Below are 13,612 nucleotides of genomic sequence, written 5' to 3'. Positions count from 1 at the left end.
TCCTCAAGATGGGCGCTTTTTTGCTTGCCAAGGGCCTGACCAATGTTCGAAAACCTATTACATATTCTGGGACTTTCAGCTTTCAGCCTTAAAGGCTTTGGCCCGCTGTTACTGGAAGGCACCTGGATGACCATCAAACTATCGATACTGTCGCTACTGTTGAGCGTTCTACTCGGTCTGATCGGCGCCAGTGCCAAGCTGTCCAGTTCGTCCCTGCTGCGCATTCCAGCGCAGCTCTACACCACGCTGATTCGTGGGGTGCCGGATCTGGTCCTGATGCTGCTGATTTTCTACAGCCTGCAAACCTGGCTGAGCAACCTCACCGTGGCGCTGGACTGGGACTATATCGAGATTGATTCATTCAGCGCCGGGATCATTACCCTGGGGTTCATCTACGGCGCTTATTTCACCGAGACCTTTCGCGGCGCGATCCTCGCCGTGCCTCGTGGGCAGATGGAAGCTGCAACGGCCTATGGCTTGAGCCGCAGCCAGCGCTTCCGCTTCGTGGTGTTCCCGCAAATGATGCGCTTCGCCCTGCCCGGCATCGGCAATAACTGGATGGTGATTCTCAAAGCCACCGCACTGGTCTCGATCATCGGCTTGGCCGATCTGGTCAAGGCTGCCCAGGATGCCGGCAAAAGCACCTATCAACTGTTCTACTTTCTGGTACTCGCCGCCTTGATCTATCTGCTGATTACCAGCGCTTCGAACTATGTCCTGCGCAGGCTGGAATACCGTTATGCCGCAGGCTCCAGGGAGGCGGTACGATGATCGATCTTCTACAGGAATACTGGAAACCGTTCCTTTACAACGACGGTTATCACATCACCGGGCTGGCCATGACTTTGTGGCTACTCAGCGCCTCGATCTTCATCGGCTTTCTGGTGTCGATCCCGCTGTCGATTGCCCGGGTTTCAACCCATGTATGGGTACGCTGGCCGGTCCAGTTCTATACCTATCTATTTCGCGGTACGCCGCTGTATATCCAACTGCTGATTTGCTATACGGGGATCTATAGCATCGCCGCAGTTCGCGCTCAACCGGTGCTCGATGCGTTCTTTCGCGATGCGATGAACTGCACCATTCTCGCCTTTGCCCTGAACACCTGCGCCTACACAACGGAAATTTTCGCCGGGGCAATCCGCAGCATGGCCCACGGTGAAGTCGAAGCGGCAAAGGCCTATGGTCTGACCGGCTGGAAGCTGTATGCCTATGTGATCATGCCGTCGGCACTGCGCCGCTCGTTGCCGTACTACAGCAATGAAGTGATTCTGATGCTGCATTCGACCACCGTGGCCTTTACCGCGACCATCCCGGATATTTTGAAAATTGCACGAGACGCCAATTCGGCGACCTTTTTGACCTTCCAATCGTTCGGAATTGCCGCGCTCATCTACTTGAGCGTCACCTTTGCACTGGTCGGTTTGTTCCGCTTGGCAGAACACCGATGGCTGGCGTTTCTTGGCCCGGCTCACTAGGACGTCAACTGCACGCGCAGCGGCTATCTACTTCCCTCTTGAGGATGCTTGCACACATGTACAAACTGACCATTGACGGCCTGCATAAAAGTTACGGCAGCCACGAAGTACTCAAAGGCGTGTCGCTGAAAGCCAAAACCGGCGATGTGATCAGCCTGATCGGCGCGAGCGGTTCGGGTAAGAGCACGTTTCTACGGTGCATCAACTTTCTCGAAACACCCAACAGCGGCAGCATGAGCCTGGACGACCAGCAGATTCGCATGATCAGTGATCGACACGGCATGCGCGTAGCCGACGACGCAGAACTGCAACGAATCCGCACCCGCCTGGCGATGGTGTTCCAGCACTTTAATCTGTGGAGCCACATGACTGTGCTGGAGAACATCACCATGGCCCCGCGCCGAGTGCTGGGGGTCAGCAAGAAGGATGCAGAGGATCGGGCTCGACGCTATCTCGACAAAGTCGGTCTGCCATCCCGTGTCGCCGATCAATATCCCGCGTTTCTCTCTGGAGGTCAGCAACAGCGCGTCGCCATCGCCCGGGCCTTGTCCATGGAACCGGAGGTCATGCTGTTCGACGAACCGACCTCGGCACTCGACCCGGAATTGGTTGGCGAAGTACTGAAGGTCATTCAGGGGCTGGCCGAAGAAGGCCGTACCATGATCATGGTCACCCACGAAATGAGCTTCGCTCGTAAAGTGTCAAATCAGGTGCTGTTTCTGCATCAAGGGCTGGTCGAAGAACAGGGAGCACCCGAGGACGTACTGGGCAATCCCCAAAGCGAGCGGCTGCGGCAGTTTCTCAGCGGCAATCTGAAGTAAGCCCCACCCTCCGCACACTACCTTTGAGCGACTGGCACGTTGCTCAAAGGGCTGATCAAGGACTTGATCAAAGGGTCACTGATTACTTTGGTAGTTGGCGTTATCATTCTGGACTTCGCTTCCAGGCGGTCCATGTCCCCCATCAAAACCTTTCTTTCGCCATTCGACCAACACCCAATCAAATTTGTTAGGCTCAGCCTTCTATACAGGAGGCCACCCATGACTCTCGAAGAAATGAACATTCCTCTATCGATCAAAACTCAAGCCGCCGATATCATCGCGCGCATTGAGCAGTCGACTGGAATTATCGATGCGACAATGGCGGGAGGGATCGCTGAAGGCTTTGTACTGGGTATCGTCTGCCTCAAGGCAATGCAGCCAGAGGATATCGATCAGTTGGAAACGCTGTTCAGTCAGGCCGGTGACCGGAAAATGGCTGGGTTGAAATAGACTTTCCTGTCCGTGGACGGATGACGGCTGCCACACTTTTATGCGTATTCTGCCCATCAGCCAGGCTCGCGCTCCTTACACGCCAGTGGAATGCATCAAGACCGCTTAGGGGAAATGCGAGTTTCAGATTGCTTCACTCCGTGGTGGGCACTCAACACGCTCCAGGAGATATCTCCCTGTTCCGACGTAGACAGCCAAGCGACCATGCTCCACACCAGGCCCAGCCAAAACACTCCCAAAACCATCAACATCCTTATGAAGGCTCGCGTGGTCATGATGGCAACCCGTTTGAATGATACTCATCATGCATCAGTCTCTCTCTAACCGTTCAACTTTGTTCAAATAAGTTTCATTCCTGCAAATAGCCTGTATGCGTCGAACAGAGGACGATGTGGATAGAGACAGTGGAGGACCCGCCGACCCTGTATCGTGTTAAAACACTGCATGAGACACCGTATATTACCTCGTCATCTAGTCCGGCTCAGCGCCGGGCTTTTTCATTGTTTGCCCACTGCACTAACCCACAACGTTGTACCTATCTTTTGAGGTTGAAATCATGCGATTGACGCTGCCCGTACTAGTTTTAGGGCTTCTTGCTGCTCAAGGTGTCATGGCTGCCGGAGATGGCACTGCTGCTATTGGTGGCGGGCTTGGCGGCGCGCTTGGAAATGTCATCGGTCAACAGATGGGCGGAAGCACCGGGGCGGCGGTTGGAGCAGGTGTCGGCGGCGCTGCTGGCAGTGCTGTAGGCGCTAAAAGAGGCAACAAAACCGAAGCGGCCATTGGCGGTGGTATTGGTTCGGCGGGTGGCTCGATAATCGGCAACAAGCTAGGCGGCACGACCGGATCAACCATCGGTGCAGGCCTTGGTGGTGCAGCGGGCGGAGCCCTTGGTAACAACATGGCCGATGACGGTGGTAATAATCGATCCGACGGGAAGAGGCACGGCCACAAACGCAACAAGCATAAACACGACTGAGTCGCTTTTGATTGATTGCGCGCGACGCCTGATCTGTCGACACGCTCGCTATAGCCCGGCCCAGCGCCGGGCTTTTTCATTCTGCCCCGGCGTATAGCCCTAAAGCACCCACCGACGAGGGCGAGGCGGAACCTGACAGAAAGGCCTGATGATGAGCAGGCCAGCCTTTTTTGGCGCTATTCCTGCCCCAACGAATAGAGCAGTGAAAGCCCCAAATGCAGGATTGCGTCGTCTGACCGGTTTGAAAGCGAAGCCCTCAGACTGATCAGTTCACCCCCTTCATCCCCGGGATGGACCAGGCCTTGCAGTGTGATACGCAGTGCCCACACTTGATGCCAAAACGGTTCATCTCTAGGGTCGTTGTTCAGCTTTTGAATCACATACTTTCCGTACAACCCGGTTTCACGGGTGAATACCCTGAAATGGGCTCTGGCTACGCCGAACGGCGACTCGATATGCCAGGCAGTGCCATCCCCAAGAGTTTCGAAGGTCACCCCCAGTGTTTGCCTGGAGTGCTCGTCCTCGAAAAGCGCATTCAGCCTCGCCGTCAACCTGACAGCATATTTTTTTAGCTGGGCTGACTCTTCCACGGCCGATGTGACTGTGGCCCAGTGTTCTTCGGGTATCGACAGGTATCTCATGGCAACCTCCGGAGCTGCTTGAACGCTCACTGTGCACCTTCCTTGTATCAACCCGGCAACCGCCCTCAAACCCCACACTCGTCGCAGGCTCGGACGCTGCCCGTCCATTCCAATACTAGGCCAAGAAGTGAACATGGATCGGGATCCACGGTTAGGAAGTTGATCCTCACTCCGTACGACGACCGAGACTCGTTTCCGGTGTAACCTAGCGCCGGTTGTCGCATAGCTCGACGTTAATCTGCCAGAAGAGACGAAGCATGAACGCATTAGAGTGGAACGAAGTCGCGCTGGCGAAATTTCTCGCTGACAATTCTTTCTTGCAGGCAGAGATCGAAAACCTGAGCCCCGAGGAGCAAAAGCAGCAGACCCACTGGGCCTTCGAGGATGAGGCGGAGTCTCAAGGTATCGAGCCCTGGGAGTTGGCGTTGCAACTGGTTGCCGAGTCGCCCGAACAACTTAAGACGATGCGTCTTGAAGCCCATAAACAAGTCGCCGAGACACTCGGTATGAACTGGGCAGAGTACTGCGAGCTGAACGATATCGAGGAGTGATAAGCCTCAAGGTGATCCGCCGTTGAAAAAATGTGTTGCCGCACGTGCACGACCGACCGTTGCGGCAGCCCGCTTTATCCAGTGATTCAAGGCTGAGGCCGGCTAAAATCCTGACTCACCAGTCATCCATAGCGCTTTACCTTGGCGTCGCGGGTGGGTAACGTCTGCCCCACTTCAACACAAGGAATCGCGTCATGAGTGATCTGATCTCGTATCACCTGGAAGACGGTATTGCCACGCTGACCTTGAGCAATGGCAAGGTCAATGCTATTTCCCCGGAGGTGATCGTAGCGTTCAACTCGGCGCTGGATCAGGCCGAACAGGATCGCGCGGTGGTGATCATTACCGGGCAACCGGGGATTCTTTCGGGTGGTTATGACCTCAAGGTGATGACGTCCGGTCCTGAGAATGCAATCAGCCTGGTCACGGCCGGTTCGAGCCTGGCACGGCGGCTTTTAGCTCACCCTTTCCCGGTGGTGGTTGCCTGCCCTGGGCACGCAGTGGCCAAAGGCGCATTTTTGCTCTTGTCGGTAGATTACCGGATTGGCGTGGACGGTCCGTTCAGCATCGGCTTGAACGAAGTACAGATTGGCATGACCATGCACCATGCCGGGATCGAATTGGCGCGTGATCGCCTGAGCAAATCGGCCTTCCATCGGTCGGTGATCAACGCCGAGATGTTCAACCCTAAAGGCGCTCTGGATGCAGGTTTTCTCGACAAGGTTGTCAGCGCCGAAGAACTGCAAAGCGCCGCACGCACAGCGGCCTTGCAATTGAAGAAACTCAATATGGTGGCGCACAAGAACACCAAGCTGAAAGTGCGCAAGGCGCTGCTTGAGGCGCTCGACCAGTCCATCGTGCTGGATCAGCAACACTCCGTGATTTGATCTTTAATCGGTTGAAAAAGCCTGATTCTTTGCCAGGTCTTTTCAACCGACCGCTCTAGCGCAAGCCTGTCCCGACACAAGAAATATCTCCTCAAACAATCAACCCTGAACAGCCCTGCTCTGCAATTGCTGTCCTCAGTGCACATCCGTACACTGCGCCACCTTTTGCCTTGGTGGGCCAGTTGATGCTGTTGGTGTTTCGCATGTTGTTAATGGGCCTGCACTTTATTGCAGCGGGTGTACTGGGCGTATTGTTAGGGCTGTGCCGTCCATTCAATCCGGATAACAGTCGTCTGTGCGCGCGCATTTACGCCTGGCCTGCGATGTCTATTTTACGTTTGCGTCTGAAGGCCGACATGGCCCCGTTGCTCAAGCAGTCGCAACCGTGCGTAATCATTGCCAATCATCAGTCGAACTACGACCTCTTTGTCCTCGGCAATGTGGTCCCTCCACGCACCGTTTGTATCGGCAAGAAAAGCCTTAAATGGGTGCCATTGTTCGGTCAGCTGTTTTGGTTGGCGGGTAATGTCCTGATTGATCGCGGCAACGTCCACAAAGCCCGGCAGTCGATGTTGACCACGACCGACACCTTGCAGCACAAGGACACCTCGATATGGGTCTTCCCGGAGGGCACACGCAACCTCGGAGAAGACTTGCTGCCATTCAAAAAGGGCGCGTTCCAGATGGCCATCGCTGCCGGCGTGCCCATCGTGCAGGTATGCGTCAGCAGCTACATCAAACACATGCAACTCAATCGCTGGCGCACGACCCGAATAATGATTCGTTCATTGCCCGCCATCCCGACGGCTGGCTTGAGCCTGGATGACGTGCCCATACTGATGGGCCGATGCCGCGAGCAGATGCAAATCTGTATCGCCGCCATGGACAAGCAACTGCTCGGCGCATGACGCTCACCCTTCAAGCCCGTTGAGTCGGCTTTATTGCCCGTGAACTCACCCGCTATCGCTGACTCTGATCAGTCAGACCACGTTAAGCTAAGCGCTACGTGCCACTGTCATCCAAAAAAGAAGAAGCGATACCACTATGGGCCGAGTTGTTGCTGCTGCGGTTTACAGCGCCGGAAAAAAAGTCACCAACATTACCCTCGACGAGGGTGCCGCATGGGCTGCGAAGCCCGGGCACTTCGTCTGGATTGGCCTGGAACAACCCAATGCGGAGGAACTGACTAATCTACAACGTCAGTTCAATTTGCATGAACTGGCCATCGAAGATGCACTTGAGACACACAGCCGACCGAAGCTCGAAACCTTCGGCGACGCACTGTTCATCGTCACGTACTCCCCTGTTCGCGAAAACGGCAAACTCGAATTCATCGAGACGCATATCTTTGCTGGCAAGGGCTACATCATCACCGCCCGTAATGGCCACTCGAAATCGTACGGGCTGGTGCGCCAGCGTTGCGAGGCGCGGCCGTTGCTGCTTGAACATGGTGAAGATTTCGTGCTGTATGCGCTCCTCGACTTCGTCACAGAGTGTTATCAACCCGTTACCGAGGCCATCCACAGCGAACTCGACGCACTCGAACACGGTGTACTGAGCGGCGCGATGAACGAAGTCGATATTCAGCGCATTCACAGTCTGCGCCGCGATCTGCTGCGGTTACGCAGGTACGTGGCGCCCATGGTGGAGATTGGTGAAGAACTGCAAAAACTGAGCTTCCCGTTTATCGACAAGAACATGCGCCCGTACTTTCGCGACGTGGAAATTCACGTCACTCGGCAAATGGAAGATTTGGCCAACCTGCGCGACATCGCCAGCCAGACCATCGAAATCGGTCTACTGCTGGAGTCCTCGCGGCAAAGCATCGTGCAGCGCAAGTTCGCAGCCTGGGCGGCGATTTTGGCGTTTCCGACGGCGGTTGCGGGGATCTACGGGATGAACTTCCAGAACATGCCGGAGCTGGGTTGGCAGTACGGCTATTTCGCGGTGCTCGGGTTTATCTCGACAGGATGCGTGGGTTTGTATGCCAGCTTCAAGCGCTCGGGATGGTTGTAGCGCACCTGCTCGACAGCGGTAGAGCAGGTGCGATTTACCCTCAGCCCACCTGTGTTTCAGGCTTGTGCGCCACAAAACGCATCATCCATTCAGCCACGGTCGTGCCGTGGTGGTCGTATTCCAGACTGGCGATGCCGCTGTTATAGATCTGCTCACCCAGGTGCTGTTGGCGGATCTCCAGCAAGGCGCGGGAGTAATCGTGGATGAACTCCGGGTGACCCTGAAAGCACAGCACTTGATCATTGATGTGGAACGCGGCGAACGGGCAGAAATCGCTGGAGGCAATTACGGTAGCGTTTTCCGGGAGTACCGTGACTTGATCCTGGTGGCTGATGAGCAACGTCAGCTCGTCGATAGCCGGACTCATCCACGGTGTCGCCGGAGCCAGTTTATATCGGTGCGTACCGACGCCCCAGCCCTGATGGGCACGTTCACTTTTCCCACCCAGCAGCAACGCCAATAATTGATGGCCGAAGCAGATACCCAGCAGCTTGTCACCTTGCTCGAACCGCTGCAGCAGGAAGGTTTTCAGGGTTTGAATCCATGGATCGCTGCCGAATGAGTCGGCTTTGCTACCGGTGATCAGATACGCGTCGAAACGCTCATCAGCAGCAGGGTAATCACCATGCATCACGTTGTAGACGCTAAATTCTGCCGGAATCGGCTGACGCGAAAACAACCGTTCAAACATCTGCCCATAACCCTGATATTGATTGACCAACTCCGGACGCAGGACGTCGGTTTCCAGAATGCAGATGCGTAACGACATAAAAAAGTACCTGACACAGTAAAGGCAATAGCGCAGGGGCAAAGCCTGCCTTGAATAACCACATCAAGGCAAGTGCCCACGCACTATTCATTTACTCCAGTTTCGCGCGCGCCCCTTAAAACAATTGGTTCTGCGCGGCTTTATCCAGCAACAGTACCGGTGGCTCGAAACGCTCTCCGTACTGTTCGACCAGATACTGCGCGCGAGCGACGAAATCCTTGAGCCCGTACTGGTTGATAAATTGCAGCGCACCACCGCTCCAGGCGGCAAAGCCGATGCCGAAGATCGACCCAATGTTAGCGTCGGCGGTGGACAACAGAACGCCCTCCTCCAGGCAACGCACGGTTTCGATGGCCTGAATGAACAGCAAGCGATCGCGTACATCCTGCGCGGCAATCTGCCCATCGGCTTTTTCGAAGCGCGATTTCAGTTCCGGCCACAAGTGCTTGGGCGCGCCTTGTGGGTAGTCATAAAACCCACCGCCAGCGGCCTTGCCTGGGCGCTTGTACTCATTGAGCATCAGGTCGACCACCGCGAACGCAGGGTGTTGCGGCACGGGTTTGCCCTCAGCCTCGAGATCCTTGCGCGCCTGTTGGCGAATGTGGCTCATCAGGCTCAAAGACACTTCATCGGACACTGCCAGCGGCCCAACGGGCATACCGGCCTTGCGCGCCTCGGTTTCAATCATCGCCGCCGATACGCCTTCGCCAAGCATGGCAATGCCTTCGTTGGTAAAGGTTCCGAACACCCGTGAGGTGAAGAAGCCCCGACTGTCGTTGACCACGATTGGGGTTTTCTTGATTTGCAGGACAAAATCGAAACCTCGGGCCAGGGTTTCATCGCTGGTGTTGGCACCCTTGATGATCTCCACCAGTTGCATCTTGTCCACCGGGCTGAAGAAATGCAGGCCGATAAAACGGTTCTCTTGCACAATCGCCTTCGCCAGGCCGCTGATAGGCAAGGTCGAGGTGTTGGACGCGATGACAGCGTCACGCAAGGCAACCCGCTCCGCTGCAGCCGTGACAGTGCCTTTGAGCGAGCGGTCTTCGAACACGGCTTCAATGATCAGATCGCAGCCATGCAGATCGGCATCCAGCTCAGTGGCCAGGATGCGGGCCAGAATCGCATCCCGCTGCTCGGCGGTCATTCGCCCACTGGAGACCTTCTTGTCCAGCAACTTGGCAGAATGGCTTTTGCCCTTCTCAGCCGCAGCCTGACTGACGTCTTTAAGTACCACCTCGATACCCGCCGACGCGCTCACGTAAGCAATGCCCGCGCCCATCATGCCCGCGCCTAACACGCCGACTTTTTTGGTCTGATGAACCGGAATACCTGTGGGGCGTGATCCACCGGCATTGATTTCATTGAGCTGAAACCAGAAAGTGCCGATCATGTTTTTCGCGACCTGACCGGTGGTGAGTTCGGTGAAGTAGCGTGTTTCGATGATCTGCGCCGTATCGAAATCCACCTGTGCGCCTTCTACAGCAGCACACAGAATTTTCTCGGGCGCCGGGAAACATCCCTGAGTACGGTTTTGCAGGATCGACGGCGCAATGGCGAGCATTTGCGCGACTTTCGGGTGTGAGGGCGTGCCACCGGGAATCTGGTACCCGGCCACATCCCACGGTTGTTTCGCGGACGGGTTGGCGCCGATCCACGCGCGGGCCTTGGCCAGCATGTCGTCGCGGTCGCTGGCGATCTGGTCAATCAGGCCTGCTTGCAGTGCCTGTTGCGGACCAATTTTCTTACCTTCGAGCAAATACGGCAGGGCTTTTTCCAGACCGAGCATGCGCACCATCCGCACGACCCCGCCGCCGCCCGGCAAGAGACCCAGGGTGACTTCCGGCAGGCCGATCTGAACACTGCTGCTGTCCAGGGCAATGCGATGATGACAAGCCAGGCAGATCTCCCAACCGCCGCCTAGCGCGGCGCCATTAATGGCGGCGACCACCGGTTTGCCCAAGGTTTCGAGCGTGCGCAGCTGTACCTTCAGGTTCAGGACCATCTCGTAGAACCACTGTGCACGGGCCTTGTCGACCTGAATCAGTTCGTTGAGATCGCCACCGGCGAAAAAGGTTTTCTTCGCGGAGGTGATGATTACCCCGGCAATCGAGTCTTTCTCGGTGTTCAGTCGGGCGACGATGCTGGCCATGGCATCGCGGTACACCGCGTTCATGGTGTTGGCGGTCTGGCCGGGCATGTCGATGGTCAGGACGACAATCTGGTCCTGGCCCTTCTCATAATGGATGGCGTCAGTCATGGCGGAGGTCATAGAGAAATCCTGGTGAAGTCGGGAGACAGGCTTAATAGCGTTCGATGATGGTGGCAATGCCCATGCCGCCGCCGACACACAGTGTCGCCAGGCCATAGCGCAGCTGGCGGGCTTCCAGCTCATCGAGCAAGGTGCCAAGAATTGCGCACCCGGTTGCTCCCAGCGGATGGCCCATGGCGATTGAACCGCCATTGACGTTGACCTTGTCGGCACTGATGTCCATGTCCTTGATGAACTTGAGCACTACCGAGGCGAACGCTTCGTTGACTTCGAACAGGTCGATATCCTCGACCTTCAACCCGGCGCGGCCCAAGGCCTTGCGCGTCGCTGGCGCGGGACCGGTGAGCATGATGGTAGGGTCGGCACTGGTCACCGCCGTCGCGACAATGCGTGCCCGAGGGCGCAGACCCAGCGCCAGGCCCTTGGCCGCGGAACCGATAAGCATGGCAGCCGCACCATCAACGATCCCGGAGCTATTGCCGGGGGTATGAACATGGTTGATGCGCTCGACATGGCTGTAGACCCGAAGCGCAGTGGCGTCGAATCCCATCTGGCCGATCATTTCGAAGCTCGACTTGAGCTTGCCCAACCCCTCCAGGGTCGAGTCGGCGCGAATGAACTCATCGTGATCAAGCAGCAGCGTGCCGTTCTGGTCTCTTACCGACACCAGAGATTTGTTGAACGAACCATCGGCGCGTGCACGGGCGGCTTTTTGCTGTGAGTACAAAGCATAGGCATCGACATCGCCGCGACTGAAGCCCTCCATCGTCGCAATCAAGTCGGCACCGATCCCTTGCGGGGTGAAATGGCAGTGCATGTTGGTCTGCGGGTCCAACGCCCAGGCACCGCCGTCGCTGCCCATTGGTACACGTGACATCGACTCGACCCCGCCCACCACCACAAGGTCTTCAAAGCCTGAGCGAATTTTCATCGCGCCCAGGTTGACCGCTTCCAGGCCCGACGCGCAAAACCGGTTGAGCTGCATCCCCGCGACGCTGACGTCCCAATCGGCGACCAGTGCAGCCGTTTTGGCAATGTCCGCGCCCTGATCACCCACCGGCGTTACGCACCCCAGAACAATGTCATCGACCTGACGGGTGTCCAGTTGGTTGCGTTGCTGCAAGGCAACAAGCAATCCCGCTATCAAGTTCACCGGCTTGACACTGTACAGCGCCCCACCCGGTTTGCCTTTGCCACGGGGCGTGCGTACCGCATCGAAAATCAAAGCTTCAGTCATGAGGTCCTCGGAGCGCAGTGGAAAGTGGGTTCCTGTACCGACACCTTAAACGTCACCCGAGCTGATTCAATGACCTAAGCGCTCATTAGGCTTGACCGCCTCGCTCAGACGAACGGTAGCTGACTAACATATCTGTATCGCAAGCCTTCAAAGCGTCTAGCAAAGGCAGTACTCGGAAGCTGGCGATGAGCCTTAGTACGTGCAATTCATATCGTCTCTTAAATGATACGAAATCGATCTAAGCCATACGTGACGCGGGTCCTAAGGTTAACCCTGTAACAGACGGACGCAAAAAAAATACAGTAGCAGTCTGAGTTGCCGGGTCTGCCGGGACACCTGTTCGCGTGTATCACCTTTGCCAGCTGCCCGATTCATGTACTACGAAATCGGAGAGCTTTAGTCGCTCAGGAATAACAACAAAAGGCAGTCAGCCATGTTTAAACATTCGAAAGTTCGTCAGGCGGGGCTTATTGTGTTCGCCACTACTCTTTTATTGATTGTGCCGAACATGACCCGTCTGTTCGGTTGAGCGTATCTTTGCCATGCCAAAGCAAGGTATTCGATACGCTGTCGAGTAAAGCGCATCTGTGCCAATCTTCCAGCCTGAATTAATGGAGATGGGTTTATGCGTCAGTGGTTAGCGTTCATACCGTTGCTCTGCTGCTTTGCTGTCAGCCACGTGGGCGTCGTCCAAGCCGCTCAATTGAGCGTCGAGCTACCCGACGGGGTCCATATTTGGGACACCGCACAGCTGCTTAAGCATCCGCAAGCGCAGCAGATCCAAATCGCCGAAGATGTTTCCTACAAACGCGCCATGACCTATCGCGCAGTGCCAATGGCGGCGCTGCTTGGGGGCATTACTGCAAAGGATCATCTCCAGGCCGTGGCCACGGATGGGTTTGCCGCCGAGATGCCCGCAGGGCCTTTGCTTGAGAGCACTGGCGCACGCGCGTGGCTGGCGATCGAAGACCCGGCAGCTCCGTGGCCCACGCTGGGCGAAAACCAGCAAAGCCCCGGTCCTTTTTATCTGGTATGGACCGAACCGAAAGCCGGCAACATCAGCCCCGAACAATGGCCCTTCGCGGTCAGTAAAGTACGAATATTAGCGTCCGTGGCTGAACGTTTCCCAATGATGCTGCCGGACCGGGCATTGGCTGCCAATGATCCGATCAATCAAGGGTTTGCACTGTTTCAGAAAAACTGCCTAGCCTGCCATCGCCTCAACGGTGCCGGTGACTCGCAACTGGGTCCGGACCTGAATCAGCCGCACAGCCCCATTGAGTACTTTGCGGGGGACTACCTCAAGCTCTACATCCGAAACCCGCAAAGCCTGCGTCAATGGCCACAGGCAAAAATGCCCGCGATCTCTACAGCGGTGCTGTCCGAGGGTGAGCTGGATCAACTGATTGGCTATCTCAGGCACATGGCGCAACGCAGAACGGCAGCGTCCCCGCTCTAAGCGCTGACGTGCCTGCGAAGAAGCTGACGCGGTGTGTCACACCGCGCTCAGG

14 protein-coding genes are annotated in these 13,612 nt (G+C 56.3%); 10 read left to right on the top strand and 4 right to left on the bottom strand.

Annotated features, from left to right (window positions below; translation table 11 throughout):
- Positions 1–42: 42 nt before the first annotated feature.
- The 5 genes from RGU44_RS03555 (at position 43) to RGU44_RS03535 (ending at position 3,728) form a co-directional block, all read left to right on the top strand.
- Positions 43–771 (top strand): ABC transporter permease, encoded by a 729-nt coding sequence (locus RGU44_RS03555; RefSeq protein WP_322179747.1) that lies wholly within the window; start codon positions 43–45, stop codon positions 769–771.
- Positions 768–1,478 carry an ABC transporter permease gene (locus RGU44_RS03550; RefSeq protein ID WP_322179749.1) on the top strand — a complete coding sequence of 237 codons (711 nt, stop codon included), beginning with the start codon at positions 768–770 and terminating at the stop codon, positions 1,476–1,478. Before RGU44_RS03555 ends, RGU44_RS03550 begins: the two co-directional genes overlap by 4 nt.
- A 56-nt stretch (positions 1,479–1,534) precedes the next feature.
- The gene (locus RGU44_RS03545; protein ID WP_322179751.1) at positions 1,535–2,299 is read left to right on the top strand and encodes an ABC transporter ATP-binding protein; all 765 of its coding nucleotides are present in this window, start codon (positions 1,535–1,537) and stop codon (positions 2,297–2,299) included.
- A gap of 219 nt (positions 2,300–2,518) precedes the next feature.
- The gene (locus RGU44_RS03540) at positions 2,519–2,749 is read left to right on the top strand and encodes a hypothetical protein (RefSeq protein ID WP_322179753.1); all 231 of its coding nucleotides are present in this window, start codon (positions 2,519–2,521) and stop codon (positions 2,747–2,749) included.
- 556 nt (positions 2,750–3,305) lie between these two features.
- Complete coding sequence (locus tag RGU44_RS03535) at positions 3,306–3,728, top strand: hypothetical protein (RefSeq protein WP_322179755.1); 423 nt, start codon at positions 3,306–3,308, stop codon at positions 3,726–3,728.
- 176 nt (positions 3,729–3,904) lie between these two features.
- On the opposite strand, the gene RGU44_RS03530 is transcribed toward RGU44_RS03535, so the two are convergent.
- A complete protein-coding gene (locus RGU44_RS03530; protein ID WP_322215662.1) occupies positions 3,905–4,399 on the bottom strand; it encodes a hypothetical protein in 495 nt (164 codons plus the stop codon).
- A 227-nt stretch (positions 4,400–4,626) separates the two neighbouring features.
- Here RGU44_RS03530 and RGU44_RS03525 point away from each other — a divergent pair, with 227 nt between their 5' ends.
- The 4 genes from RGU44_RS03525 (at position 4,627) to RGU44_RS03510 (ending at position 7,823) form a co-directional block, all read left to right on the top strand.
- Positions 4,627–4,920, top strand: a complete 294-nt coding sequence (locus tag RGU44_RS03525; protein ID WP_322179759.1) for a DUF6388 family protein — start codon at positions 4,627–4,629, stop codon at positions 4,918–4,920.
- Between the two features lie 194 nt (positions 4,921–5,114).
- Positions 5,115–5,807: a crotonase/enoyl-CoA hydratase family protein gene (locus RGU44_RS03520; protein WP_322179761.1), complete on the top strand. Its 693-nt coding sequence runs from the start codon at positions 5,115–5,117 to the stop codon at positions 5,805–5,807.
- 185 nt (positions 5,808–5,992) lie between these two features.
- Positions 5,993–6,715 carry a 1-acylglycerol-3-phosphate O-acyltransferase gene (locus RGU44_RS03515; protein WP_322215659.1) on the top strand — a complete coding sequence of 241 codons (723 nt, stop codon included), beginning with the start codon at positions 5,993–5,995 and terminating at the stop codon, positions 6,713–6,715.
- Positions 6,716–6,851: 136 nt separating this feature from the next.
- On the top strand, positions 6,852–7,823 hold the full coding sequence (locus RGU44_RS03510) for a magnesium and cobalt transport protein CorA (RefSeq protein ID WP_322179765.1): 972 nt from the start codon (positions 6,852–6,854) through the stop codon (positions 7,821–7,823).
- Positions 7,824–7,863: 40 nt separating this feature from the next.
- Here RGU44_RS03510 and RGU44_RS03505 read toward each other — a convergent pair whose 3' ends face one another.
- The 3 genes from RGU44_RS03505 to RGU44_RS03495 all read right to left on the bottom strand — a co-directional run bounded on the left by RGU44_RS03505 (position 7,864) and on the right by RGU44_RS03495 (position 12,101).
- Positions 7,864–8,592 carry an amidotransferase gene (locus RGU44_RS03505; RefSeq protein ID WP_322179767.1) on the bottom strand — a complete coding sequence of 243 codons (729 nt, stop codon included), beginning with the start codon at positions 8,590–8,592 and terminating at the stop codon, positions 7,864–7,866.
- A 115-nt stretch (positions 8,593–8,707) separates the two neighbouring features.
- Complete coding sequence (locus RGU44_RS03500) at positions 8,708–10,852, bottom strand: 3-hydroxyacyl-CoA dehydrogenase NAD-binding domain-containing protein (protein ID WP_322217735.1); 2,145 nt, start codon at positions 10,850–10,852, stop codon at positions 8,708–8,710.
- A 43-nt stretch (positions 10,853–10,895) separates the two neighbouring features.
- The gene (locus tag RGU44_RS03495) at positions 10,896–12,101 is read right to left on the bottom strand and encodes an acetyl-CoA C-acetyltransferase (protein ID WP_322179769.1); all 1,206 of its coding nucleotides are present in this window, start codon (positions 12,099–12,101) and stop codon (positions 10,896–10,898) included.
- Positions 12,102–12,726: 625 nt separating this feature from the next.
- Between RGU44_RS03495 and RGU44_RS03490 the strand changes: the two genes are divergently transcribed.
- The gene (locus RGU44_RS03490) at positions 12,727–13,560 is read left to right on the top strand and encodes a cytochrome c (protein WP_322215656.1); all 834 of its coding nucleotides are present in this window, start codon (positions 12,727–12,729) and stop codon (positions 13,558–13,560) included.
- The last annotated feature ends 52 nt before the right edge of the window (positions 13,561–13,612 follow it).

Source organism: Pseudomonas sp. 5C2 (genome assembly GCF_034314155.1).
Taxonomy (GTDB): Bacteria; Pseudomonadota; Gammaproteobacteria; order Pseudomonadales; family Pseudomonadaceae; genus Aquipseudomonas.
Note: the sequence above shows the minus strand (reverse complement) of the source record. Positions and strands in the feature narration are given on the sequence as shown.